This is a genomic window from Alkalibacterium gilvum, assembly GCF_900109085.1.
GTDB classification, from domain to species: Bacteria; Bacillota; Bacilli; order Lactobacillales; family Carnobacteriaceae_A; genus Alkalibacterium; species Alkalibacterium gilvum.
This window is the reverse complement of sequence record NZ_FNYW01000011.1, coordinates 1-24,228: the sequence shown is the minus strand read 5'-3', so window position 1 is coordinate 24,228 and position 24,228 is coordinate 1. Positions and strand designations below refer to the sequence as shown.

The 24,228-nt window shown below is 36.6% G+C and carries 29 protein-coding genes and 1 pseudogene; 26 read left to right on the top strand and 4 right to left on the bottom strand.

Going from position 1 to position 24,228, the window contains the following annotated elements:
- Positions 1–3: 3 nt before the first annotated feature.
- Positions 4–549: a bifunctional pyr operon transcriptional regulator/uracil phosphoribosyltransferase PyrR gene (gene pyrR / locus BMX83_RS04525; protein ID WP_091633966.1), complete on the top strand. Its 546-nt coding sequence runs from the start codon at positions 4–6 to the stop codon at positions 547–549.
- Positions 550–598: 49 nt separating this feature from the next.
- Here the strand turns inward: pyrR and srtB are convergent, their stop codons facing one another.
- Positions 599–1,366 carry a class B sortase gene (gene srtB, locus BMX83_RS04520; protein WP_091633963.1) on the bottom strand — a complete coding sequence of 256 codons (768 nt, stop codon included), beginning with the start codon at positions 1,364–1,366 and terminating at the stop codon, positions 599–601.
- 135 nt (positions 1,367–1,501) lie between these two features.
- Between srtB and BMX83_RS04515 the strand changes: the two genes are divergently transcribed.
- Positions 1,502–2,149: a fasciclin domain-containing protein gene (locus BMX83_RS04515; protein ID WP_218141919.1), complete on the top strand. Its 648-nt coding sequence runs from the start codon at positions 1,502–1,504 to the stop codon at positions 2,147–2,149.
- 210 nt (positions 2,150–2,359) lie between these two features.
- Here BMX83_RS04515 and BMX83_RS04510 read toward each other — a convergent pair whose 3' ends face one another.
- The gene (locus tag BMX83_RS04510) at positions 2,360–4,066 is read right to left on the bottom strand and encodes an NFACT RNA binding domain-containing protein (RefSeq protein ID WP_091633961.1); all 1,707 of its coding nucleotides are present in this window, start codon (positions 4,064–4,066) and stop codon (positions 2,360–2,362) included.
- Positions 4,067–4,211: 145 nt separating this feature from the next.
- Between BMX83_RS04510 and BMX83_RS04505 the strand changes: the two genes are divergently transcribed.
- From BMX83_RS04505 to BMX83_RS04450, 12 genes are all read left to right on the top strand, one after another.
- On the top strand, positions 4,212–4,646 hold the full coding sequence (locus BMX83_RS04505; RefSeq protein ID WP_091633958.1) for a MarR family winged helix-turn-helix transcriptional regulator: 435 nt from the start codon (positions 4,212–4,214) through the stop codon (positions 4,644–4,646).
- A gap of 34 nt (positions 4,647–4,680) precedes the next feature.
- Positions 4,681–5,283 (top strand): ECF transporter S component, encoded by a 603-nt coding sequence (locus tag BMX83_RS04500; RefSeq protein WP_091633955.1) that lies wholly within the window; start codon positions 4,681–4,683, stop codon positions 5,281–5,283.
- Positions 5,284–5,422: 139 nt separating this feature from the next.
- Complete coding sequence (locus BMX83_RS04495) at positions 5,423–6,142, top strand: DUF1510 family protein (protein WP_091633952.1); 720 nt, start codon at positions 5,423–5,425, stop codon at positions 6,140–6,142.
- A gap of 197 nt (positions 6,143–6,339) precedes the next feature.
- Entirely contained in the window at positions 6,340–7,617 is a 1,278-nt protein-coding gene (locus BMX83_RS04490) for a YcjF family protein (RefSeq protein WP_091633950.1), read from the top strand.
- A 145-nt stretch (positions 7,618–7,762) separates the two neighbouring features.
- A complete protein-coding gene (locus tag BMX83_RS04485) occupies positions 7,763–8,710 on the top strand; it encodes an RluA family pseudouridine synthase (RefSeq protein WP_091633947.1) in 948 nt (315 codons plus the stop codon).
- A 111-nt stretch (positions 8,711–8,821) separates the two neighbouring features.
- Positions 8,822–9,349 (top strand): Na+/H+ antiporter subunit E, encoded by a 528-nt coding sequence (locus BMX83_RS04480; RefSeq protein ID WP_091633944.1) that lies wholly within the window; start codon positions 8,822–8,824, stop codon positions 9,347–9,349.
- Positions 9,350–9,382: 33 nt separating this feature from the next.
- Positions 9,383–9,643, top strand: coding sequence for an MrpF/PhaF family protein (locus tag BMX83_RS04475; protein WP_091633942.1), 261 nt, complete (start codon positions 9,383–9,385; stop codon positions 9,641–9,643).
- Positions 9,643–9,948: a monovalent cation/H(+) antiporter subunit G gene (mnhG, locus tag BMX83_RS04470; protein ID WP_091633939.1), complete on the top strand. Its 306-nt coding sequence runs from the start codon at positions 9,643–9,645 to the stop codon at positions 9,946–9,948. The genes BMX83_RS04475 and mnhG overlap by 1 nt, the downstream gene beginning before the upstream one ends.
- A 5-nt stretch (positions 9,949–9,953) precedes the next feature.
- The gene (locus BMX83_RS04465) at positions 9,954–10,517 is read left to right on the top strand and encodes a Na(+)/H(+) antiporter subunit B (protein ID WP_091633936.1); all 564 of its coding nucleotides are present in this window, start codon (positions 9,954–9,956) and stop codon (positions 10,515–10,517) included.
- Positions 10,501–11,199, top strand: coding sequence for an MnhB domain-containing protein (locus BMX83_RS04460; protein WP_245746629.1), 699 nt, complete (start codon positions 10,501–10,503; stop codon positions 11,197–11,199). The genes BMX83_RS04465 and BMX83_RS04460 overlap by 17 nt, the downstream gene beginning before the upstream one ends.
- 70 nt (positions 11,200–11,269) lie before the next feature.
- Positions 11,270–11,620 carry a sodium:proton antiporter gene (locus tag BMX83_RS04455; RefSeq protein ID WP_091633932.1) on the top strand — a complete coding sequence of 117 codons (351 nt, stop codon included), beginning with the start codon at positions 11,270–11,272 and terminating at the stop codon, positions 11,618–11,620.
- Complete coding sequence (locus BMX83_RS04450; RefSeq protein ID WP_245746628.1) at positions 11,620–13,215, top strand: complex I subunit 5 family protein; 1,596 nt, start codon at positions 11,620–11,622, stop codon at positions 13,213–13,215. The genes BMX83_RS04455 and BMX83_RS04450 overlap by 1 nt, the downstream gene beginning before the upstream one ends.
- Positions 13,216–13,602: 387 nt before the next feature.
- Here the strand turns inward: BMX83_RS04450 and ndk are convergent, their stop codons facing one another.
- Positions 13,603–14,019, bottom strand: a complete 417-nt coding sequence (gene ndk, locus BMX83_RS04445) for a nucleoside-diphosphate kinase (RefSeq protein ID WP_091633926.1) — start codon at positions 14,017–14,019, stop codon at positions 13,603–13,605.
- A 215-nt stretch (positions 14,020–14,234) separates the two neighbouring features.
- Here ndk and BMX83_RS04440 point away from each other — a divergent pair, with 215 nt between their 5' ends.
- From BMX83_RS04440 to BMX83_RS04390, 12 genes are all read left to right on the top strand, one after another.
- On the top strand, positions 14,235–14,729 hold the full coding sequence (locus tag BMX83_RS04440; protein ID WP_091633924.1) for a PH domain-containing protein: 495 nt from the start codon (positions 14,235–14,237) through the stop codon (positions 14,727–14,729).
- Positions 14,719–16,173 carry a PH domain-containing protein gene (locus tag BMX83_RS04435; RefSeq protein ID WP_177170496.1) on the top strand — a complete coding sequence of 485 codons (1,455 nt, stop codon included), beginning with the start codon at positions 14,719–14,721 and terminating at the stop codon, positions 16,171–16,173. Before BMX83_RS04440 ends, BMX83_RS04435 begins: the two co-directional genes overlap by 11 nt.
- Positions 16,157–16,435, top strand: a complete 279-nt coding sequence (locus tag BMX83_RS04430; RefSeq protein ID WP_091633920.1) for a hypothetical protein — start codon at positions 16,157–16,159, stop codon at positions 16,433–16,435. The genes BMX83_RS04435 and BMX83_RS04430 overlap by 17 nt, the downstream gene beginning before the upstream one ends.
- 190 nt (positions 16,436–16,625) lie before the next feature.
- Positions 16,626–17,615 carry an SWIM zinc finger family protein gene (locus BMX83_RS04425; RefSeq protein ID WP_177170495.1) on the top strand — a complete coding sequence of 330 codons (990 nt, stop codon included), beginning with the start codon at positions 16,626–16,628 and terminating at the stop codon, positions 17,613–17,615.
- Between the two features lie 170 nt (positions 17,616–17,785).
- Positions 17,786–17,920: a hypothetical protein gene (locus BMX83_RS11105; protein WP_281242037.1), complete on the top strand. Its 135-nt coding sequence runs from the start codon at positions 17,786–17,788 to the stop codon at positions 17,918–17,920.
- A 97-nt stretch (positions 17,921–18,017) separates the two neighbouring features.
- On the top strand, positions 18,018–18,881 hold the full coding sequence (locus BMX83_RS04420) for an NAD(P)H-binding protein (protein ID WP_218141918.1): 864 nt from the start codon (positions 18,018–18,020) through the stop codon (positions 18,879–18,881).
- A gap of 549 nt (positions 18,882–19,430) precedes the next feature.
- Positions 19,431–20,330 (top strand): ABC transporter ATP-binding protein, encoded by a 900-nt coding sequence (locus BMX83_RS04415; protein ID WP_091633914.1) that lies wholly within the window; start codon positions 19,431–19,433, stop codon positions 20,328–20,330.
- A 12-nt stretch (positions 20,331–20,342) separates the two neighbouring features.
- Complete coding sequence (locus BMX83_RS04410) at positions 20,343–21,332, top strand: ABC transporter permease (RefSeq protein ID WP_091633912.1); 990 nt, start codon at positions 20,343–20,345, stop codon at positions 21,330–21,332.
- A 24-nt stretch (positions 21,333–21,356) separates the two neighbouring features.
- Positions 21,357–21,881: a hypothetical protein gene (locus BMX83_RS04405; protein ID WP_091633909.1), complete on the top strand. Its 525-nt coding sequence runs from the start codon at positions 21,357–21,359 to the stop codon at positions 21,879–21,881.
- Positions 21,882–21,908: 27 nt separating this feature from the next.
- Entirely contained in the window at positions 21,909–22,187 is a 279-nt protein-coding gene (locus tag BMX83_RS04400; RefSeq protein WP_091633907.1) for a hypothetical protein, read from the top strand.
- 374 nt (positions 22,188–22,561) lie between these two features.
- Positions 22,562–22,900, top strand: a complete 339-nt coding sequence (locus tag BMX83_RS04395; RefSeq protein ID WP_218141917.1) for an OsmC family protein — start codon at positions 22,562–22,564, stop codon at positions 22,898–22,900.
- A gap of 43 nt (positions 22,901–22,943) precedes the next feature.
- Complete coding sequence (locus BMX83_RS04390; RefSeq protein ID WP_091633904.1) at positions 22,944–23,612, top strand: haloacid dehalogenase type II; 669 nt, start codon at positions 22,944–22,946, stop codon at positions 23,610–23,612.
- A 437-nt stretch (positions 23,613–24,049) separates the two neighbouring features.
- Here BMX83_RS04390 and BMX83_RS10730 read toward each other — a convergent pair.
- A pseudogene (locus BMX83_RS10730) lies at positions 24,050–24,228 on the bottom strand (IS110 family transposase); the annotation flags it as partial.

Here is a 24,228-nt window from a genome sequence, read left to right as displayed (position 1 = left end):
CTGATGGCAGACATTGTATCTATTTTAGATGAGAAAGCTCTAAATCGTGCACTGACGCGTATTTCATATGAAATTATCGAGCGAAATAAAGGGACAGAAAATTTATTGCTGGCGGGTATTAAAACAAGAGGTGTATTCATAGCGCGTCGACTTTCGGAGAAGATTCAAGCTATCGAAGAAACAGAAGTGCCTGTTGGAGAGTTAGATATTACATTGTACCGTGATGATCGTCATGTAAATGAAGAATTACAAGAACCCGAAGTGAAGGGCCAAGATTTCCCCGTTGATGTGAAAGGGAAGGTTGTTATCCTGGTTGACGATGTTATCTACACTGGCCGAACGATTCGCGCTGCTATGGACGCCGTGATTGATTTGGGTCGACCTGAGAAAATTCTAGTCGCCTCACTAACTGATAGAGGACATAGAGAAATTCCCATCAAAGCCGATTTCATTGGAAAGAATATTCCTACATCAAAGAAAGAGCGTGTCAAAGTCTCCATGACAGAATGTGATGACAAAGACGCAGTTGAAATTATTAAATCGAATTAAATAAAATGAGGCAAGAGAGTAAATAGAACTCTCTTGCCTCATTTTATTTTTATTCCGTTATTTCATAAGCGTGAACATAAACACGACCATCATCCACTGAATAGTTACAGGAAATAAGCGTTATGAGTTTGGGATTTCCTTTTAATTCTGAATCGATTGGATAAGCAGAGTTAGCTTTCAGTTTTTCAGCATACTTTTTTAGATCATCCTCTTTAAAAGAAGTCTTGATGTAATTAGAGTCAGCTTCTGCAACATGGACAGAAAAAATTTTATATGTTCGTTTAGTATAAGGATCCATAAAATTAATAGTGGGATTTTTATTGGTAAATGATTCTGATAAAAACTTATCTAATTCCGCAAACATTAAACCGCTTTGAGTGTAATGGCCATATAATATAGTATGATCATCTTGCCCCATGCCAATATTTCGGTAGTCCATAAAAATTGCTCCAAGTATATGTTCGTCTTTATAAAAATCATGGTTAAGATAAAATTTATTATCAGAACTCTTTACTACGGGATAATCAATGACTGTTCCACCAATTTTTAGCCAGCCGACGTAATCTGAGTTGAGGTCATAGTATTTCGCAGAAGGATTAGATTGAATAGGAAAGGTTTGGACTTGTGAAGCGATAGCCTCTGATTCCTGGTCATTTAAGTCTAAAATAGATGATTGCTCAAAAGTGGTTTCTGTATTTTCTGTTGGGATCGAAGGGACGCTAGCAGTAGACGATTGTTCTAATTGCGATTGGATCATTAAAATAAAGAACAGGAAAAAGAGTGATGCTAAAGCAACGAGAAGTGATGTCTTCCTCATTTAATTCCCTCCTTTTTGTAAGTAGTTCTAATTCGAAGTGTTAATAGTTGAATGTTCATGACGACAACTTTATTATAAAGAAGTAAGGTTGAGTAATCAATTTTACTATCTTGTAAGAAGAAGGGGAGAAAGATTATGTCAAAAATGATTAAAACGTTTTTATCATTTGTAACCGCATTCACCCTCGCGTTCGCTCTAGTCCCAACCGCATTCGCTGACAGTCATACAGAAGAAGAACAAGATATTGTGGAAATCGCCTTAGGAAATGAAAATTTTAGTATTTTAGTCTCGGCACTACAGCGTGCTGATTTAGTTGAGACACTCCAAGGAGATGGCCCGTTCACAGTTTTTGCACCTACAAATCAAGCATTTATGGACTTGCTTGAAGCTCTAGATGTAACAGCAGAAGAGCTATTGGCCCAACCAGACTTGGCTAACGTCTTAACTTACCACGTTGTTCCTGGAAAAGTACTTGCCGGAGATTTAACAGACGGCCTGGAAGCTGATACAGTCAATGGACAAGCCGTAACATTTGATTTAAGTGGAGATCCAATGGTCAACGATTCTATGATTGTTGACACGGATATTGAAGCATCAAATGGCGTTGTTCATGTTATTGATAAGATTTTAGTTCCTGATAATTTCGAGTTACAAGAAGTTGATATGGAAGAAGATGACGTACCAGAAACGGGTATTGAATCAAGCTCGATCTTATTATTTGGTATGATTTCAGCTGCGGCAGCCTTTATTTTTGTTCTTGTACACAAGCCAACTAAGCAGTAAAATTAACGAAACATAATACGAGAATAACAAACAGCCTAGAGCATTTATCTAGGCTGTTTGTTTTAGATAATGCCCTGTTTTTTCAAAGAAAAGAAAGGGGCGTTCGCGAGAACTTAGAAGGGATGTTAGATCATTTTTTGGAGCATAATTAAACTACTTTAGAAATGTTAAAAGGCTAGGAGAAATTTATATCCTAGCCTCTTATACTTTTTATTTTTTAGCTTTTAACTCACGGGTCTTCTCATCGCTTGGCGTTACGTAATAGGTCGATTGTCCTTCGTAAACGACAAAGCCAGGTTTAGCTCCATTTGGTTTTTTAATATGCTTGACTTGGACAACATCCACTGGAACAGAAGAGGACAGCCGATACTTACTATAATAAGCAGCGAGTAGACAGGCTTCCTCAATTGTTTGTTCTGAAGGATTTATTTCTTCAATAATAACGTGAGAACCTGGAATGTTTTTGGCATGAGCAAACCAGTACTTTTTATGTGCTTTTTTCAAAGTTAACTCATCATTTTGGGTATTGTTCTTACCAACAAGGATACGCGTACCGTCTGTGGAAACAAAAACTTCAGGATTAGATTTTTTGTTCTTCTTGTTCCGGTTCTTTTTACCTTTCTTCTTTTTCAAGTAGTTTCCATCGCGTAACTCATCGCGAATATCTTCAATATCTGAAGTACTTGCAATAGACAACTGAGTTAGTACCGTGTCAAAGTAGTTCAACTCATGTCGGGTTGATTTTAATTGTTTCGTTAAATGACTTTTTGCGTTTTTCAACTTCTGATAGCGTGAAAAATAATATTGTGCGTTTTCAGAGGGTGTTTTTTGAGGGTCCAAAGCAATCTCTAAAGATTTTTCTTCTTCATAAAAGTTAGGCAAGGTAATCGACGCATCGCCTTGATTGACTTCATGAAGGTAAGCCGTCAAAACTTCTCCCTTTACTTTGTAGGCATCCGCCTTTTCTGTTTGGATCATTTCTTTCTTTAATTTTTGAATCTTTTTCTTGTTTTTTTGATACAAATTCTTAACTAAATGCGTTAAATCATTGGACTGCTGATGCACACGATCACGCTCAGCTTTGTTCTGGTAGTAACGGTCCATTAATTTATTTAAAGAATCATAGGGAAGTTTTTCACCATCTAAAACCTGATAAGGAACAGGGGAGAAGAACTCTTTCTGATCTTTTTTAGTAAGGGTAGGGTTTAAATTATCTGCCTTAAAAGGGGCCATAAAATATTGAAAGATAGCCTTTGGCGAATCATCTGAACTGTTATCCATACGGAAAGCGAGTTCCTGTGCAGAATCCTTACCAAACCCTTGAAACGTTTGCTGGATCCATTTGACTTTATCTTTGAAAGCAAATGCCTCGACTGGAAAAGGCCCTGTGTAATCAAACGGATTTTGTCTATCCTGGCTTGGTGCTTTTACATAATCAAAACCTGGTAATAGGGTACGATAACTATTCTGACTTGCGGGAACATGACGAATCGCGTCAATCAATTTATTGTCTTCCGTATTTACAAGTAAGACGTTACTGTGCCGTCCCATAATTTCAATGATGAGAGAAAGATATTCGGTGTCGCCAAGCTCATTACGCTTGTTAAACGTAAAAGTTAGGACACGATCGTTCTCTGTTTGTTCAATTGTTTCGATAATTGCACCATCCAAGTACTTACGTAGCACCATACAATAGTTAGGTGCTTGTGCAGGATTATCATAAGGAATCTCTGTCAACTGCACGCGTGCATACTGCGGATGGGCAGACAGTAATAGAGACTTATTTTTTCGATTAGATCGAATGCGTAAAATTACTTCATTATCATATGGTTGGTGTATTTTTGAAATACGTCCACCAATTAGTTCATCAGCTAACTCATTTCTTAAACCGTGGACGAAAAGACCGTCAAAAGACATAGTGTCTCACTCCTATCTATAAAAACTCCTTATCATTATAGCATTAAATGAATACCTGTTCCAACAAGGAGGTTTTTATTGCTCAGGGTTCGACATCATGATATAGTTGACGTATACAAATAAAGGATTAAGAAAGAGGGGTAACATGGACAATATTAAAAATTCTACACAATTACTTGATAAAATTACGGAATTGAATCAATACTACAAATACGTCACTGATCATTTACTTTACGATTTGGACCTTTCTCATTCCACAATAAATCTAATAGAAATTATTGGAGAAGATGAAATGACGTTAAAACAAATTACTAAAGAAAGTCGTTTAGATAAATCAACCGTTAGCCGACAAATGAATGCGCTCGTACGCAAAAGCCTAGTTACTAAAACAACGGGTAGCGATAAGCGATTTGTCTATTTCAAGCTGAATGAACAAGCAAATGAAACATATAAAGACTACCAAACGAAATTGGAAGACAAATTCAAGAATATTGTTTCTGGTTGGACAGAAGAAGAGGCACATATGTTGACTGTGCTACTTGGCCGCTTAAATCGTAGTATGAACAACCGTATGACTTGATTCAACCATGTCTTTTTTATAAAGGAGTAACGCTATGTCATTGAACCGAAAAAAATCAAAACCACGCCGCATTGCCTTATTAGGTATATTAACGGCCATTATATTGATTCAAAATTTTGTGCCTTTTTTAGGTAATATTCCAATACCACCACTAAACCCAACGATTATACACGTTACCGTAATTGTTGCTACCTTAACGATGAGTACCACTGATGGAATGATTATTGGAGCAATTTGGGGTGTAACACGTATGATACGTGCCTATACAATGCCTGCGACTCCTTTGGACTTATTGCTTTGGACAAATCCGATGATCGCCTTGCTTCCTCGTATACTTATTGGCCTATTCACAGGATGGGGCTATGCTTTATTTAGACGTATTTTCTCTAAGCGAGATAAGTTGGCTTTAGCAAGTGCTTCGGTTGTTGGCTCTTTTACAAATACTATCTTTGTATTATTCTTTATCTATCTCTTTTACGGGGAAACGTATGCCCAAGCCATTGATGTCGATATCAGTAATTTAGCGGGAGCGCTAGCTGTTATTGTAGGAACCAATGGTGTTGCCGAAGCCATCGCAGCCGCTATTATTGCACCGCTTGTTACACTACCTTTGAGGAAAATAACCTCCCATAAATAAGGAACAGTCAAGATATATTTGATAGAAATATAGTTGAAATGATTGTCGTCACATTGTTATGTTAATTACTCATTAAGATCACTGTTATGTGATACACTCCTTAAAGAGTTAATATAGATGAAAAGGAAGGAAGTCTATCATGAACAAAACACGAACAAATAAAAATAATTCAGAAAAGAAAAAGAAGAAAGGTAAAATAGAAAAGATTTATTATATTGTTATTGGTTTATTGCTAGTTATACTAGGCGGACTCGTTATTTTCATTTTTGCGAGTCAAGATGACGTGAAAACGTCTGAGGAACAGAATGCTGCATCAGGCACGGAAGCCATATCTAAAGCCGAACAGGATACACAAGAGAATTCATCCGAATCTGGAAAGAAAGCCGACGAGGAAAAAACTGATGCGTCCGAGGAAACGAATAATTCTGATGTTACTTCCGAAGAAAAAAGTTCTAATGAAGAAGAATCTGAACAAGATGAAGCAACCGAAGAAAACGACAGCGATACTGACGATAACGCTGACGACTCAAAAGATAATGCAGAAGAGTCTGAGAATGCGGAAGATACGGAGGCAGACGTTGAGTCTGATGCACCATTAGATGAAAGTTATAACATTAGTTTTGGTGATAACTCCGGTGACCGTGCTGCTATTGCACAAAACGCCAGTGCTGTAAGTGGTATTTCACAAGGTAATATGATTACTTGGTGGGTAGGAAATAATGGCCCAGGACGCGCATTCACCGTGGTTTCAGATAGTGATAAAAACACTGTTTATCGTGTCTATTTACAATATGGCGAAGGTGAGTGGCACATTACTGAAGCAGAGGAATTAGATAGCGTTCCTTCAGAGTACCGATAAAATAAATAGATAAATAAAAAAACGCGCTTTTGAAGAAGACCATATATCTTGGTTGTTTCTTTGAAAGCTTTTTTTTAGAATAAATATGGAGAAACTAAGAGAATAGTATCCTATTAGCACCATGTATAAAATGATTCTTCTTAGTTAAACAGATCACTTCATGGTAAACTATAGTTAAACAACCGAGGAGGACGATGATGAAACAACCAAGCAGTAAATATAATATGATACAGGAAATATTAGAAAAAACTGAATCGGAAGTTGAAAAGATGAGCCCGGTTAATATTCTGATTGCTGGGAAAACAGGTGTGGGTAAGAGCACACTAATCAACAATGTTTTTCGTGAACAACTAGCAGATACGGGTATTGGTAAACCGGTCACGAAACATCTTCGTCGTATCAGCAAAGAGGGCGTTCCCATTGTATTATATGATACGAGAGGGCTAGAATTACAGCAGAAAGTTCAAAAACAAGTGATGAAAGAAATATTTAATCTTGTTCAAGATAATAAACACTCAAGTGAAGCTATTCATGCCGTTTACTATTGTATACAGGCAAATTCTTCCCGTATAGAGGATATGGAAATCGAATTGATCAAAGAAATTTCCGAGATCCTTCCAGTTATTCTTGTTTTAACACAGTCAATTGGTAAACCTGCCGATGCCTTTTCTAATTATTTGGAGGATATGAATCTGCCTGTGGCTGCCGTTCAAAATGTTATGTCTGAACCGTATGAAATATCAGATAATTATGTTATTCCTCGATTTGGATTAAAAGAATTGATTGAAAAGACACTGCAACTCATTCCAAAGGAGAGCAGAGAAGCTTTTAACAACGCCCAGCAGGCAGACATAGAACGAAAGGCCAAAGCTGCCAGACGTTGGGCATCCCGATATGTGGCCACAACCTTTGGCGTCGGTTTTGCCCCGATACCTTTTTCAGATGCTTCAGTTTTAGTTCCAATGCAGGTGACTTTGTTGGCACATATAACAGCTATTTTTGGTATATCAATGGATAAGTCAACGATTATTAGTATTATAGCGGCTGTTGGCGGGACGGGATCGGCCACAATGATAGGAAAGACAGTTGTAGCTAATGCCTTTAAATTTATACCAGGGATTGGGACAATCGTTGGCGGTATAATAAGTGGAACAACCGCCTCTATCGTAACGAGTGCCTTATCCTTAAGCTATATTGAAGTATTAAGTATTATTGCAACCAAAGAAAAAAATGGTGAGAGCATTGACTTAGGACTTTTAGAGCGTTTGATGAGAAAGCAATTCAAAAAAAATATCAAGATGAATCGACAAAAATTGAAAACAAAAGATTTGGAATTTGAGGATGATGACGCCTTGAAGGATGCGTTGAATACTTATTCAGACTTGGAAGAGGAAAAAAGTCCGTCTGTTCCATTCAAAAAGAAAATGGTGCGAACGGTCTCAACATTTATTAAAAATCATTTGTCTAAAAAATGAAAAAGAACAAAACAGAAGGGCGTAAATATAACCATTGATGCCTTTCTGTTTTTATTATGATAAAATTCCAATGAGTTATGTACATATTTCTAAAACGTTTTCTGTTATAATACTTAAGAATATACATTTTTAGGAGTGAACCGAAATGAAAAAAAAGCGTAGTCATAATCCAAAAAGAAAAGCCGATAAACGACGTAAAAGCACTGCTCAGTCTGATAAACGTGGAGTCAATAATTACACAGTGGAAGAAGAAACGACCCTGTTGCCGTTTTTACTTTCAATTATTACGAATAAAAGCCGTAACTCAGTGAAATCCATCTTGACTCGTGGACAAGTGACAGTGGATGGCGAGGAAATTACTCAGCATAACCATCCACTTAAACCAGGCCAAACAGTCGGTGTGATGAGTAATAAAGAATCAAAAAAACGTTCAGAATTAGTAGGGCTATCTATTTTACATGAAGACCGTGATATTATTGTTATAAATAAAGAGGCAGGGCTGCTGTCTGTTGCAGCTGACGATCCGACTGAACCCACAGCTTATAACCAACTAAGCGACTATGTAAAAAAAGAAAATCCTGATAATAAGATTTTTGTTGTTCATCGCTTGGATAGAGACACATCTGGGGTTATGCTTTATGCAAAGTCAGAAGATATACAGCAAGTCTTACAAAATGACTGGAAAAACACAGTAAAAGAACGTATTTATACAGCCTTAGCGGAAGGTCGTGTAGAAAAAGAACAGGGGGAACTTTCTTCTTGGTTAAAAGAGAGTAAGGGGATAAAAATGTATTCCAACCAAGAAGATAATGGCGGTAAACACGCAGTCACGCATTACCGAAAAGTACTAGGCAATGAAAATTATTCATTATTGGAAATGGAATTAGAAACTGGACGTAAGCATCAAATTCGTGCGCATTTAAAAGATATGGGCCATCCAATTGCTGGAGATAAGCTTTATGATGCAGAAACAAATCCGATAAAACGTTTAGGACTTCATGCGACTACTCTTGTATTGGTACATCCTGGAACTAATAAACTTGTACGCTATACGTCTGAAGTGCCTGGTTCCTTTTTGAAACGAGTTAAATAAATTTATAAGTTTATGGTAAGCGAGCTATTTACTTATTGACGTTTTTGCTTCATTAAAACATTTAATAATTAATATTAAAAAAGAACTTCAAGAGAAGGGAGAGGCGTTGTAATGACTCATATTCGATTGATTTTCCAAGGACTTCTAAAGAATATGGGGATTATTCTTTTACTATCTATCATATGGGTCATATTGGTTGAGCAATTTTCTGTTCCTACTTTTTTCATGGGCTTGGTGGTATCCATTATTGTTGTGTTTTTTACAAACCGCTTTTTGCTGAATGATGATTATCAAAGAGCCTATATGCTTGGCCCGTTAACTTTTTTAGAATACGGGCTGCGGCTCTTCAAAGGTATTTGGTTTTCTGGCTTTAGTGTGATCCCTCATATTTTATCAGGTGAGGCCGACGTGCAAATCATAACCTGTGAGACAAAGCTAAAAGATGAGCTGCTTATCACTATTTTAGCGAATTCAATCACACTAACTCCAGGAACTGTTACCGTTGATAAAAAAGGGAGCCGCTTGCAAGTCTTGGCCTTAAATCCACCAGCTGACGATGATGACGCTAGAGATGTAATCCCTTATAAATTAGAAAAGGTCCTTTTACGTTACGAAAATAGAATTAAGGAAAGATCTTGAAAAATTAGCAAGGAAAGAATAGGAGGAATGTCAATGAACTTTGATGAAATGGTTCTGATTGTTGTAGCAATCCTTTCTGTATTCGAATTAGGTCGAGTGCTTATTGGACCAACGATATATGATCGTATGCTTGGCTTTGCTGTTTTTTCTTCCAAAGTTATCGTAACGGCCGTCATTATCGGCGTTATAAATGAACGTACCTTTTTTCTTGATATAGCGTTGATTTATGGTGTCCTTGGATTCATTAGTACAATTATGCTTTCTCGCTTTGTTGAAAGAAGGGGTGATATCTGATGAATCTATGGACCACCATTATAGGCAATATTATTATTGTGATAGGCCTTATTTTTATGACCCTTGGCGTGCTTGGTATCTATCGTTTTAATGATTATTTTTCTCGTATTCTGATTACGTCAAAAGTGGACACGGTAGGCTTTCTTACAATTATGACTGGCATGATAATCAAACATGGCTTCGCATTCTTTAGTGGGAAAATCGTACTTATATTGGCTCTTTATATGATTACTAATCCGATTGCGACGCACGCCATTACCCGAGCGGCCCATATCAGTGGTTACCGTATCAAAAAGGAGAGATGATCTTTATGTTTCAAATCTTTTTGATGGTCGGCTTACTCGTTTTTGCATGTTTTGCGGTCTTTTCAGAAAATATTAAGCGTTCAGTTATTTACCTCGGAATCTTTTCACTTATCATGACCCTGACCTACCTGCACTATAATGCGCCCGATGTGGCATTAGCAGAGGCAGCTATTGGTGTCGGGATATCTACCATTATGTATTTAGTCGCCACTAAAAAATTCTCGATTTATGATATCTGTTATGTGAATGAGGATGTTGAAGTATTTAACGACGAAAGTATTAATGAAATTATGTCAAACGTTGTAAGGCCACTGGAAAAATTTCTGGAACGTACAGAAGGATTTGAGCCGCAACTGGCATACACGAATCATCCTATTGAGAAGATTATGCAAGAAGATAACCATGATTTTTATGTACATCGAAAAGGAAATTTGACCTATCTTTATGGCAACAAATCTGACCGTGTCTTCCAAGATATCGTCGCCAACATGGACAAAGTGATTAAAGATATCAAAGATATACGCGTAATTTATATGGATGAGGTGGGTAGAAGTGAAAGAGACGAATAGATCAATCAATATTATTCGCGTCATTTTCATGGTTGTTAGTGTCTTTATCGTCTTGTTTTTCTTCCTTAATTACTCTGAAAAAATGAGCCGACCTTTGATGGATTACTTTACCGCAGGCTTTTTAGCAGAAACAGGTGCTCAAAATGCTGTGGCAGCCATATATTTGGATTACCGTGTATTTGACACATTATTAGAGGCTTTAATGCTGTTAGTGTCCGTTATGGAAGTCATTAACGTTTCCTGGGCGCATAAAGAGGCCAAGCAATACTCACTAGAGGAAGAGCTCTTTAACCGTAAAGATAATTCTGAAATTGTGATCCGTATGGTGGGCGCCATCTATCCTTTTGTATTATTGATTGGCTTGTATACTATTTTCAATGGACATATATCTCCAGGAGGTGGGTTTCAAGGTGGGGTTATCCTTGCTACAGCCTTAATATCCCGCTACTTAGTGTATCCTAACTCTGATTTGGACTTAGAGAAATTAGAAAATTTCGAAAAATTACTTTTTCTAGCCATCGTTGCCATACCTGTATTATATATTTTTATGCAAGTTGAACCTTTTTATTCACTTATTTCACGTCAGTTTTATATGATTCTTATGAATAGCCTAATTGGTTTAAAGGTTTTTTCCGGATTAAGTATTATCTTTTACCGATTTGTTTTTTATGAAGGGCGTTAAAGTAATAAAATACTGGGATGAGTTATAAGTATCTGACCGCAATATTATTCAAGAGAAGAGGATGAAACCAATGAATTTTATTTTTGGAGAAATTGCCGGCATTCTGATATTTTTTATTGGTCTTTGCGGTTTAATGATTAATAAGTCAATTTTGAAAACAATTATGTCACTAACCGTTATGGAATCTGGCATTATTTTATTTTTTATTACAATTAACTATACCCCCGATAGTGTACCACCAATAGGCCAAGCTCAAGAAGCCGCCTTCGCAGATCCAGTACCCGCTGCATTGATGATTACTGCCATCGTTATTGGCATAGGCATTACTGCCATTGGATTGACTATGTTTATGCATTACAAACAAAAACACGGGATCACACATTGGACCAGGGACCGTGAGCAGCAAGGACGTGGACTATAGTGTTAGGTATATTTGTCATAGCACCCATACTTATTGGAACAATCGCCTATCTAATCCGGGATGATTGGGCAAAGCCTCTTGTCTATCTTTTTCAAATCTCATTTGTGCTCTTTGCAATCAATCAATTTCTCACAGTCAAACTATCAGGCCCCATTATTTGGAATACGGGTGATTACTCAGACGGCGTCGCCTTAAGTTTATATGCGGATCCACTCTCCATTTTTATGGTACTCATGACGGCCTTTATTTATCTAGCCTTTTTGATTTATGCAGGGAACACAGAATATTTTCACTCAAAATTCTATTTTTTATTTATCGTTTTAGAAGGACTCATTATGGGGCTCTTCTTGTCGAGTGATTTATTCAATATCTTTGTTTTTTCTGAAGTATCTACAATCGTTGTTTCTATTCTGATTATGATCAACAAGGAAAAACAAGCGATATATGATGGGATGATTTACTTTTTTGTAAACGTCTTAGGCTCATCCTTTCTTTTATTTGGTGCAGCGATGATCTACCGGACATTTGGTCTTTTGGATCTCCGAGCTATCCATGCTGCGATACCTTTGCTGACGGATCCAAAGGCAATGATACTTCCTTATGCTATGTTAATGGTTGCTGTTTCAAATAAAACTGCTGTTATGCCTTTATTTAGTTGGCTTCCCAAAGCACATGGAACACCAAGCGCGCCACCGGTGATTTCCGCTGTTTTAAGCGGCTTATATATTAAAAGCGGGGTTTACCTTTTCATCCGATTCAATCAAATGTTTGAACCGGCTATCAATATGCAGCCTTTCTTTTTCTGGGTCGGCTTTTTCACTTCCATTTTAGGTGTGATTATGGCTTTGGGTCAGCGAGATATAAAATTATTTCTAGCTTATTCTACGGTCTCTCAGGTTGGACTTATTATTGTCGGCTTAAACATGGGGACGGCGATTGCTTATTACGGAGCTATTTTTCATATCTTTAATCATGCTTTGTTTAAATCGACGTTATTTTTAAGCGCAGGCCTTATTGAGAAGGAATATGGCGACCGAAATATCGATAAAATTAGAGGCTTACTAAAGCAAATGCCTTGGGTGGCGCTAGCGATTATTCTATCCGTTCTTGGTATCACTGGAGCGCCATTTTTTAATGGAAGTATTTCTAAATACATGATTGCGAGTGGAACTGATGATTTTTGGATCACACTATTACTTAATATAATAAATTTTGGCACTATCTTGTCCTATGTTAAATTTTCAACCATGTTGTTCGGCAAGCGTATAAAGCCCACCTATATTTTACCTGAAAATTTTTCGCTCATTGCTGTTGTAAGCATGGGTATTGTTACGCTTTTAACCGGACTCTTCGGTGCTAATTTTTCAGACTATTTCATAGGCTTTTCCTTAGAGATTGATACTTTGGAATATTTTAAAAAGGGACTGATTTATATCTTGATGCTGTTAGGCAGTATAGCCATCTACAAGGGCGTACTGAAACGAAATCAATTCTTACTGCGTATCGGCAAATCAGAACTCACCTTTAACGGCATTGTTACCGTCATGTCTGGTTATTTCATTATGATATTACTGTTCTTGATTGTATTTTTATAAGATATATTTTCATAACAAGAGGAAAAGAGCTGAGCTAGCTCTTTTTTTATTTAATTATGTCTGTTTTCTTTGTTAAAGTAAGAAATGTGGTTGGATTACTAAGAGGTTCGGACAAAGAATGAAGATAAGTTGTTTAAAAGTGTCGAAGACAGAGAAGTTCGACAGTTTTGCAACTTGAATTAAAAGGAAGTGTCCGAAGATGAGCACGGTTCGGACAAAGAAAGACGGTAAGTTGTTTAAAAGTGTCGAAGACAGAGAAGTTCGACAGTTTTGCAACTTGAATTAAAAGGAAGTGTCCGAACCCGAGTAGAGAGAGACTGACTTTTTATCCAAATAAAAAGCAAGCTTTCCCCCAAAAGAATAAGGGAAGGCTTGCTTTGCATAATATTAAGCGTTAAATAGTTCTGGGAACCACAATTTTGTTTCTCGCTCAGCACTTTCTATAGAATCAGAAGCGTGAATCGTGTTTTCTGATTTATCTATTCCGTATAAACGACGTAATGTGTTTGGTCGAGCAGCTTTGGGATCTGTAACCCCGACTAACTCACGCACACGGTTAACTGCGTTTTCGCCATCAGCTAAAAAGACTACGACAGGTCCACGAGTAAAATAAGTGAGTAGGTCATTAAAGAAAGGCATGTCAGATAGTTCGGCATAATGCTTTCTAACCCGTGCCGTTTCAGGTTGTATGGTCTTTAAGTGGCTAATTCTTAAATCGTTACGTTCAAACTCCTTTAGTAAATGTCCCGTTAAATTACGTTCAACGCCATCCGGCTTTATTATGACAAGTGTTCGTTCTTCCATTAATAAATCCCCCTATAAATAGTTTATCTGTACTTATCTTATCACAATGAGAGCGTTATACATAAGAAAATCAAATCCTTCTTTTTAGACAAACAGACTAAATGTTACCGCTTTATACAAAAGTTAGAAAGCTAAAACTTTTTTCACAAAGTGATCATTTTGATCCTTTAATTATGTTAGACTGATAATAAATATAGTTCAAAAGGAGTGTGTCTATGAATTATCCTCTATTAGAAAACAAGTTACCCGTTTCACTGAAAAAAGTTTGGCGAAAAACAAGTCTTGTGACGCTAACAATCGCTTTACTCTTTGGTGCAGTTGTTGCAGGAATCTTCCTTTATTTTGAAAATCTAGAAGGAACATGGTTAATTATAGCGGGCGTTTATTTTGGAATAATCCTCATTATTTTCTTGTTGAATTTTTTATTAATTGACTATCGTTATAATTTTTTCAGATATGAAGTCACGCCAAAGGAGATCATTTTCCAAAAAGGCTTTATTTTTCGTTCGATTACCTATGTCCCATTTTCAAGAATCCAACATATCGAAACAGAACAGGGCCCTTTTTTAAGGCGTGAAGAATTGATGGAACTAATTATTCATACTGCAGCGACGGATCATAGTATTGCTGGTTTATCTATTGAAGAGGCACAAATGATAAGGCAAAATGTGATGAAAAAAGTGGAGGAGACGGATGAGTATGGAGAATAAACGAGAGAGATTCCATCCCTCAGCCGTCCTTGTCTACTTTATTCGCGACATCAAGCATTGGGTTTTTCTGTTCGTATTGTTTTTAGTTGATATAGACAGTGGCCGTTTGTATTCAATACTTGCATTAAGTGCACTGATTCTATTCCTTAGTGCGAAGAGTTTCATAAAATATTGGACGCATACTTATACACTTTCATCCGATCATATTACTTTGTATAAAGGGATTTTCAACAAACGTGAAACTGAGATAACCTATGAGCGCATTCAAACAGTGAAGCAACGTCAATGGTTCTTTTTTAAACCATTTAACATTATTGAAGTCCTTATTGAAACAGCTAGCACGTCACCCGGAGAAGCGGAAGCCTCTTTGACGGCAGTTGATGAATCTATTATAAAAACGATTGAAAGTTATCGAAATCAGACGAGTCCTGATTTGGATGAGGAAAAGGAAATTGAAGCTGCTGACAATCAGTTTAGTTTAAAATACCAAGACGTTGTGCTCTTTGGTTTAACTGATTTAACAGCTATTTTAATTGTTTTTACAGCCTTATCTTTTGTTTTCGAATGGATACCTGATCGCTTCTTTTCCGAGCTTGTATCTTTAGTTGGCAATGTTCGAGGCATTCTGATTGTGGGACTCATGTTTATGGGGCTTCTTATAATTGCTGCTTTGTCACTCTTAAAGAGCTTCTTACTTTTCTATGATTATAAAGCAGAACGTCATGAGGATACTCTAACAATTTCATATGGCTTATTTGAAAGAAAAACGCAGAAAATTCCTTTAAGTAAAATACAAGGAATTAAGGTCAACAAACAGCTCTTGCGTCATTTATTTAATCGTTCGTCGGTTGAATTAGTTATTATGGGTGGGCAGGAAAGTGAAGGAGAGAGTTTATCAATCAAGAAGGTATACTTGTTCCCACTCATTTCCAATGACCAAGTGTATACGCGCTTAAACCAGTTTATTCCAGATAGAGCGATTGAGAAGCCTAAGGTTAAAAAGGTAACGCAAAATAGAGTCTGGTACTTTTTGAGATGGAAAATGTTGGCTGGGATCCCTTTGGTGGCTATCGCTTTGTACTTTAATACAACCATAGCTATAATCGCCTCAATGATTTTAATTATTATTTTATTAATGGCATGGAAAAAAAGTCAGGTTCAGGCTTACGCTATACAGAAGAATCGTTTATTGTGTATTCAACAATTTGAAGGCTTTACAACAGTTCAATTCTTTATTATGCCTCAAAATGTTCAGGCCTTGTCGTATTCGACATCTATTGCATTAGTCAATAAAGATATCGGTCATATGGATGTTACATTCAAAGAAAATGAACACCCAACCAATTATGGCATGCGTTATATAAAGGAAAAGGATTCACGAAGGATTCACGAATTATTCTGGGAAGCATTGGAGAGGGAGACAGATTATGTCGGATTTAATTGAATTTATTGTCGAAGTTAGTTTGGACCTTATTCTTGAATTCTTTCATGCGAGACGTAGATCGAAAGGAATGAAAGTGTTTAGTGTTCTTATCCTATTTACTTTAGTAACAGGACTTTTAGTCTTGTCTTATCTCTTTAGAGCAGAACATAGTCTCTTCTATCTCTTTTCTGCTACGGGCTCACTTCTAGGCCTATATCTCCTTTACTTAATCCGGCGTTATATCAAAGATTTTGAAAGGAACTCCGTAAACAAAGAAGTTTAAGCAAATAGCGTGAATTATGTACTTTGTAATTCAGATTGAATAGTTAGATTCACTTTTTATTTTAGACTGTACAACTCAATTTTTTCGAAGGGGCTTTAAGAAGGGCTCCTTTTTTAATGTGTTATAATAAAAGAATAAACAATCGCTATGTTGGCAATTACATATTATGCAGGTGCAAGGAGTGTGGAGAATGAGACTGACGAATTTTGAAGATGAGATTGATCCAACGATTTTAAAAAGAGGCTTGGATTATCATCAACGTGAAAAAATTGCAACAGTGGATAAACGCTCAGAAAACGACTTTGTATTTAAAATAGCTGGGACAAAAAGGTATATCGTTACCGTCTTGCTTGAGGAGGATTCTGATACCATAGAAAGCACTAACTGCACTTGTCCGTATGATTGGGGACCCTACTGTAAGCATCAAGTTGCGGTATTTTATTACCTACTGGAACACAAGAGTGAACGAAGTGGCATGATTAATTATGAGGACCTGTGCCTAAGACTCTCACGCTTTTATAAAAATGAATTGATTGGCCTTTTGATTGCACAAATAAAGAAATATCCAGCTGAAAAAGAGTATCTGTTGAACAAGTATTACGATCAGCGGAATTATCCGGATACAACTTATATTAAGCGAGAGATCAGAGAGGTGATTGCGCATTATTTTGATACCCATCCTGATGGCATTAACGCTTTTCAACTCATGGATTTAACTGATGACCTTGGTGAGCTTATCGACACTACCTTTAGGATAAAAGGCCTTGTCTTCTATTTTGACGTAGCGTTATATCTCTACACGGAAATTTTGATTCTTAAAACCTTTACGACTGACTCAATGGGTAGTATAGATGCCTTACTTATTTATTTATTGCGTGACGTTAAAAAACAATTCACGTCTATCCAAGGAGACACAGACAAAAGTAAACATATCGTTATGATGATTACCGAACAAGCGATGGAAGCACCCGTATACATAAAACAAATGACTCACACCGTTATCCTTCTAAATATATTTAAGGACCATCTTGTCGAACAAAAGCCAAGAATAAAGTATCTTGAACTTATCGACCAAACCATGGAGCAGTGTCTAACGGAAAACGATAAAGTTAATTACGAGAGATTAAATGAATTAAAACGGTATGTAATGAAATGGTATGACAACCAAAGTATGGAGTGAAAAAATACTCGAAGGAACTGTTAAGAAGAGAAGCGAAAAAAATAAATACTCTAATAGATATCAAGCAAAAAATGTCACCGCTTATATCCATCAGGCAGTTTTACTTTCTGAAAATGATAAAGCATAAAACAAGCTAAGAATGATTCTATCAAAGTATGGAGGAACCTATAATGACTGAGAAGCCAAACAATAAAATAAAGAAAATAAAAAAGAAATTCTGGACGACCTATGGTGTTTTTTTAGGAATCGTTGCACTCTTAATTTTAACTTATCTTGTATTAAGCACCTTGAACTTCTTTGGTTAAATAATTAAGTATCATAAACAAACATAACGAATAAAGTAGTGTAAATTAGTGCTATAATACTTTAATAAAAGAAGTGAAAATTGAAAGGGGTAATATTATGAATTATGCAGTAACAGCTTGTAATGGCCAACTCGGGTCAACAATCCTTCGTGAAGTATTTAAACAAAAATCAGCTGATGACGAGGTGATAGGCATTGCACGCTCTCCTTTAAAAGCCCAATTTTTAGTGGATGAATTAGGTGTAGAAGTAAGAAAAGGGGATTACGATTCTCAATTAGAGTTTGAAAAAGCTTTGGTGGGTATCGATGCCGTTCTACTCGTTTCGAGTATGGCCGAGCCAGAAGACCGCCTTGACCAACACCGTCATGTCATTGCGGCTGCAAAAAAAGCTGGTGTAAAGAAAATTGTTTATACGAGCATACAAGGGATGGAAGAGGGCACTGGGTTTTCGCCTGTTGTAAAAAGTAATCGTAAAACAGAAGAGGACATTAAAGAAAGTGGTTTAGACTACGTTATCGGTAGAAATGGAATTTATATTGAACCGGACGTCGAATACATTGATACTTATGTCAAAATGGGACACATAAAAAATTGTGCTGGCGACGGAAAATGTGGGTATACGACGCGTAAAGAGTTAGCCTATGCCTACTATAAAATGCTTACTGAAGATAAACATAATGGTCAAACGTATAATTTAAACGGGGAGGCTATAACCCAAATGGAGTTAGCGACTTATTTAAATGAAGCGTTTGACACAAGACTTGATTATAAACCAATTAGTTTTGAAGCATTCAAAAAATGTCTCAAGATTCTCTCGGGAACTTTCTTGGTGAAATTGTTTCAGGCATCTATCAAGGAATCGCTCTTGGTGCTGAAAATAATCCGAGTGACTTCAAAAAAGCAGCGGGGCGCCCTCATATATCTTGGGGCGAGTACTTTTCCAATTTATGTTGAAAAGTGACTAAGTTAAGTTAACATCCAGAGTTATTTATCGCTAAAAAACAATTTGAATAGTACTTTAAAGAGTTGATATCAGCAGTTTAACCAGCATGATATCAACTCTTTTATTTTTGTATGGGATATCAGTTTGCTATGGGGAAAAAATATGATACGATTATTTTTTGAGAATGTTCTTCGAAGAACTAGCTTACATTACTCGTTAGTCTAGTTTTAGAGGGTGCGAGTAAACAACTATAGGCTAGCAATAAAAAAATAGGCATCCAGGAAGGATTATTCCAAAAGAGAAGGGGTTGATGAGTATAAAGATAGGTAAATAAAACTGTAAATACATATGCACTCGTACTAAGTAAAAAATAGTTGAGGTAGAATGTGTAAAAAAATAGTACAAAGAATAGATAGTTAGTATTTAAATAATAGACTGAACTAATATAGTATAAATAAAAGCGAAAATCTATATATTCGATTTGTGTAATAAGTCACAACGTGGTAAAATCTTTATGATAGAAAATTTAAACGCGTATTTAAAGTAAGGATAGAAAAGGGGACAACTATGACAGCGACAGTTGAATTAGATGGTGTTGGTAAGACAATTAATAGAAAAGAAATAATTAAAGACCTTTCGCTAACAATCAATGAAGGTGAAGTATTAGGTCTTCTCGGACCGAATGGCGCAGGAAAGACAACGCTTATTCGTATGATTGTTGGCTTGATTGATATTACTGAAGGCCAGATTAGTGTGTGTGGTCATAATATTGATAAAGAGCATAAAGAAGCGATGGAAAACGTTGGAGCTATTGTTGAAAATCCAGAAATGTATCCTTTTTTCTCAGGTCAAAAAAATCTTGACTACTTTAGACGGATGGATAAGGGTGTAACAAAAGAAAAAGTGGCAGAGCTTGTAGACTTTGTTAATCTAACTGATAGAATCAATGACAAAGTTCAAGATTATTCACTAGGAATGAAACAACGCTTAGGGATCGCCCAGGCACTAATGAATGACCCAAAAGTTTTGATCCTAGATGAACCGACGAATGGCTTAGATCCTGCAGGTATGCAAGAATTAAGACGACATATTCGCATGCTCGCCAAGAAAAAAAATGTCACAGTTATTGTATCAAGTCACCTACTAAGTGAAATTGAACTGATGTGTGACCGTATTGCTATTATTAAAAAAGGCGAACTTATTACGGTAGAAAATGTCAAAGAAGAGACCAAAGAACGGTATCAATTTAACGTCTCTCATCCACTTAAAGCACAAGAGTTAATGGAAACGCATTATGACATCAAGAGTCAATTAATGGACGATAATTTGGTGATAGAATTGCCACCAAGACTGGATGATGTTTCTGAAATAGTGAAAGTGTTTGTGAATAATGATATCGCTATATACAGTGTAGAACCGATAAAACAGTCGCTCGAAGATCGCTTCTTGCATCTGACAGCTGAATAAAAGGAGAATTCGATGACACAACTAATTATCAATGAATGGCAAAAAGTATTTTCAAGAAAAAGTAATATTATTATCATGGTCTTTATTGTTGGGATTTCCGCCTTCTTTAGCTTTATCCCCCTGCTTTTCAATAATGAACAAGCCATAGAAACCAATACATATGGTGAAAATTGGCAAAGCGAAGTGTCCCAGCAAGTGCAGACGCTACAAGAAGAAGCAGAAACGATACGTAGTCAAGAAGGAGAATTATCTTTTAGCGACAGCATTATAGCGAGCACGAATGAAGGCGAGGTGCAACGACTCAGCTATCATTTAGATAAAGACATTGAACCACCAGCTACTAATAATTTTTTCGATAACTTAGTTGGCGCATCAAGCCTAAATGCATTGATTGGTATTTTTGTAACAATTATAGCAAGTGCGATGGTCTCCAAAGAGTTTAATATGGGAACAATCAAGCTATTATTGATTCGCACTCAGTCTCGTAGCAAAATTTTAACATCTAAATATGTAACAACCCTATTATTGTCATTATTTTATTATGGCCTATTGTATCTATCAATAACTCTTTTTGCTTTATTCACAACAGACATGAATCCAACAAGTGAGTATGTCTTTATGACAACAGAAGGACTGTATGACCATACGTCATTCATTAGTTATTTTGCTGGATTAGTTGCAAGTAATTTAGTTTATTTAGTAATCATTGCCAGTCTGGCCTTTATGTTATCAACCCTTACTCGAAATACCACAATTGCTCTAGGTGGAACACTAGGCGCTATCTTTTTAGGTGCTGGCGTAACAAACTTCTTGGTATCGAAAACAGAACTAGCAAAATACTTAATTACAGCAAACTGGAGTCTGGAGAAATACTTGCCGGGCCGGATGGTGTCGATTGATGGCTTAACTTTACCTTTCTCAATTATCGTAAATGTTGTCTATGTCTGTGCGTTTGTAGGCTTATCTTACTATGTATTTAATAAACAAGACGTATTATCTTAATTTTATAACTGGAGGAGATTTTAAGTGAACAACGAAATAGCACGACCAAAAAAGAAATTCCCTTGGATAGCCCTGTTGGTATTTATTGTTGCCTTAGTGACATCGATTGTGGTGACCTTTAATGCGGCCGACCTTTCATCTGATCCTGAACTAACCGAGCTCGCTGAACTTAATCCGGACGTGATGTCTCTAGGCATTTTTTTTGGAGCTGTATTCGGTGTTATTGGTGGTTTGATTGGAATAGGCATTCAGTATTTAGTGACAAAATTTCCAACGCAATGGATTGCAAAGGACACGGATGTTTATAAAAATGAGATCTGGTCAGCCTTGTTCTACTCTTCAGCAATTGGTGTTGTGTTTGAACTTATTATTATACTCTTGGACATAGGAATGGGGAATATCCTATCGATTATAAGTAATGTCATAATAACGGGGGCCTTCCTGTATCTGTATCTCTCTGGGGAAAGCAAACCTCAGCACATTAAAAAAGCCATAACTATTGTGAGTGCAGCCATTCTATTGATTCGAATTGTAGGAATTATAGCCTAAACTTAGGATAAGGAGGGAGAGGACACAATGCTTTACGCGACTAAAATCAAGATGAACTCAGGAGCTGAGGAGAGTCGGTGTAGTAAAGATATTGAATATATCTATCTTAAAGGAGCCCATGGTGAAACGTATCATACAAAAGAAATGGTACATGCATACCTTGAAAATTGTTCTGAAACAATAGTGGTTAAATGCTCAGAAGCCCCACTACTAGAAGCAGCAACGAGTGAATCGGGTTCCCAATATGTACGATCAAGAAATTTTCGAACAGAGATAGATCCTCTCTTGACTTTACCTAGAGTGTAAAACTCCGAAAACGTTAAGTGTTTATCTCAGAAAAATATGTAAAATAGTTTTTAATAAAGTAGGCGACAGCACTCTCTTTTAACACCTGTGTAGAAGCCGAGTCTTTGTACTGATATTTTCAAAAAAGACTTGTCCAATCTATATTTTTGACATCAATAAGAGAGGCCTGTAAAGAGAAAGTGTATTTACGGCTTACTTTTAATAAGTTTGACAAAACTTAAATACACATTTTCTGATGGCGTAAGCATAAAATAATTATTGGGGGGAATAACACAATGGCTAAAAAAATTGAAAAAATTTCAGCAATCACAGATAAAATGCACACAGTAGTGAGCACGAAGTGACACGAATTCATTATAGATGAGCCTAAACATTTGGGCGGTGAAGATGAAGGAGCAGCGCCTCTTGAAGTTTTACTCGGTTCATTAGCAGGTTGCGAAAATGCAATGGCTAACATTATATCTAAAGAAATGTCCTTTGATCTACAGAAAATTGACTTTGATATCAAAGCAGAAATGGATCCTGACGGCATGATGAGGAACAAAAATGTTCGTCCTTATTTCCAAAAAGTATTCGTGGATGCGCGTGTTAAAACAAGTGAAACACAAGAGCGTGTAGATGAACTTCAAAAAGAAGTGGATTCAAGATGCCCAGTCTTTACAACAATGGAAGCCGCTGATGTTGAAATGGTTGTTAACTGGACAAAAGCGTAGAGTAGTGTATGAATACGATGCGTACGAATAAAGGAGTACAAGTATGATTAAAACAGTACTGTTTGATATGAATGAAACCCTATTAGATTTAACGCCACTAAAAGAAGCATTTGGACGCTACTTCCAAGATAAGCATGTTGTGAAGTATTGGTTTTCCAAGCTGCTCCATTCTTCCACAGTAATTGGTGGCTTGAATGATTATGTTGATTTTGGAAAGCTTTCAGAGGCAGCCTTAGAAAGTGTCTTTATTGAAAATGACAAGGAATTGACGGAAGATATCAAAACTGATATCTTAGGAACGTTTAAACACTTACCTGCCTATGATGATGTCTTCGAAGCACTAGAACGACTAAAAGAGGCAGAGATAAAAATTATTCCAGTAACCAACTCATCCAATGAGATGCTTGAAGCGCAACTTGCCCATTCTGGGTTAAAGGATTTAGTCGACACTTATTACTCAGTGGATGCTGTTGAAAGATTTAAACCCTTTAAGAATATGTATCAATTTGTCTTGGAAAAAGAAGCACTCGAGGCAGACGAAACAGTTCTAGTGGCAACCCACGACTGGGATTTATACGGTGCTAAAAAAGAAGGCCTCGTCACGGCTTATATTAAAAGAAAAAAGGATCAGTATAATCCGTATTACCTAAAACCGGATCTAAAAGAAACGCATCTTGTTCGTTTAATTGAGGAAATTATTCAATATAAGTAGGACAACGTTTTGAAAAATAGAAAGCAGTGGTGATAAGTACAAAGGTATTATAGCCTTCCAATATCATCACTGTTTTTGTATCATTAAATAATGTATAGTTTAAATATGAATATTTAACGAATCATATAGAGTATAGTGTGAGAGGCACCCGTAATAATTATAAAAGATTTCACTTGTTTTACCTTGATTTCAAAATATTGGCTATGAGGCTAGGTGGATCAAATGAAGGTGCACGTATGTACATGCAAAAAGGTACAGGAGAGCGCACGCAAGAAAATAAATTTTAATAGAAAAGCATTATGGTGGTAAGTCAAGAACAAAGATTAAGAGATTTCAGTAATATTCGATAAAAAAAGCCGCACTCAACTAAACCGTCACGTATCCGAAAATACGTTCGGTTTAACTTCCGGATATCCGCCCTTAAGAAAACACTTTTCTTAAGACTCTATCGCCTCCGATCTGGCGATATAGAGTTGGTGATTGCTTAGGAGTGCAAACACCAGACGCACAAATTTTCGTGCTGTTAAGACGAGGGCTCGCTTGTGCTGGGCTTTTGGTACTTCATTGTACTTTTTATCGTAGTAGTCGTTATACTCAGGAATATAACGCCTTACAG

Coding starts and splice junctions, on each gene's coding strand:
- BMX83_RS04390 (WP_091633904.1), top strand. CDS start 22,944: ATGATTAAAACAGTACTGTTTGATATGAATGAAACCCTATTAGATTTA.
- BMX83_RS04455 (WP_091633932.1), top strand. CDS start 11,270: ATGAATTTTATTTTTGGAGAAATTGCCGGCATTCTGATATTTTTTATT.
- BMX83_RS04515 (WP_218141919.1), top strand. CDS start 1,502: ATGTCAAAAATGATTAAAACGTTTTTATCATTTGTAACCGCATTCACC.
- BMX83_RS04500 (WP_091633955.1), top strand. CDS start 4,681: ATGTCATTGAACCGAAAAAAATCAAAACCACGCCGCATTGCCTTATTA.
- BMX83_RS04440 (WP_091633924.1), top strand. CDS start 14,235: ATGAATTATCCTCTATTAGAAAACAAGTTACCCGTTTCACTGAAAAAA.
- BMX83_RS04475 (WP_091633942.1), top strand. CDS start 9,383: ATGAACTTTGATGAAATGGTTCTGATTGTTGTAGCAATCCTTTCTGTA.
- BMX83_RS04485 (WP_091633947.1), top strand. CDS start 7,763: ATGAAAAAAAAGCGTAGTCATAATCCAAAAAGAAAAGCCGATAAACGA.
- BMX83_RS04435 (WP_177170496.1), top strand. CDS start 14,719: ATGGAGAATAAACGAGAGAGATTCCATCCCTCAGCCGTCCTTGTCTAC.
- BMX83_RS04430 (WP_091633920.1), top strand. CDS start 16,157: ATGTCGGATTTAATTGAATTTATTGTCGAAGTTAGTTTGGACCTTATT.
- BMX83_RS04480 (WP_091633944.1), top strand. CDS start 8,822: ATGACTCATATTCGATTGATTTTCCAAGGACTTCTAAAGAATATGGGG.
- mnhG (WP_091633939.1), top strand. CDS start 9,643: ATGAATCTATGGACCACCATTATAGGCAATATTATTATTGTGATAGGC.
- BMX83_RS04495 (WP_091633952.1), top strand. CDS start 5,423: ATGAACAAAACACGAACAAATAAAAATAATTCAGAAAAGAAAAAGAAG.
- BMX83_RS04420 (WP_218141918.1), top strand. CDS start 18,018: ATGAATTATGCAGTAACAGCTTGTAATGGCCAACTCGGGTCAACAATC.
- BMX83_RS04490 (WP_091633950.1), top strand. CDS start 6,340: ATGAAACAACCAAGCAGTAAATATAATATGATACAGGAAATATTAGAA.
- BMX83_RS04400 (WP_091633907.1), top strand. CDS start 21,909: ATGCTTTACGCGACTAAAATCAAGATGAACTCAGGAGCTGAGGAGAGT.
- BMX83_RS04510 (WP_091633961.1), bottom strand. CDS start 4,066: ATGTCTTTTGACGGTCTTTTCGTCCACGGTTTAAGAAATGAGTTAGCT.
- BMX83_RS04505 (WP_091633958.1), top strand. CDS start 4,212: ATGGACAATATTAAAAATTCTACACAATTACTTGATAAAATTACGGAA.
- BMX83_RS04465 (WP_091633936.1), top strand. CDS start 9,954: ATGTTTCAAATCTTTTTGATGGTCGGCTTACTCGTTTTTGCATGTTTT.
- pyrR (WP_091633966.1), top strand. CDS start 4: ATGGCAGACATTGTATCTATTTTAGATGAGAAAGCTCTAAATCGTGCA.
- BMX83_RS11105 (WP_281242037.1), top strand. CDS start 17,786: ATGACTGAGAAGCCAAACAATAAAATAAAGAAAATAAAAAAGAAATTC.
- srtB (WP_091633963.1), bottom strand. CDS start 1,366: ATGAGGAAGACATCACTTCTCGTTGCTTTAGCATCACTCTTTTTCCTG.
- BMX83_RS04425 (WP_177170495.1), top strand. CDS start 16,626: ATGAGACTGACGAATTTTGAAGATGAGATTGATCCAACGATTTTAAAA.
- BMX83_RS04415 (WP_091633914.1), top strand. CDS start 19,431: ATGACAGCGACAGTTGAATTAGATGGTGTTGGTAAGACAATTAATAGA.
- ndk (WP_091633926.1), bottom strand. CDS start 14,019: ATGGAAGAACGAACACTTGTCATAATAAAGCCGGATGGCGTTGAACGT.
- BMX83_RS04410 (WP_091633912.1), top strand. CDS start 20,343: ATGACACAACTAATTATCAATGAATGGCAAAAAGTATTTTCAAGAAAA.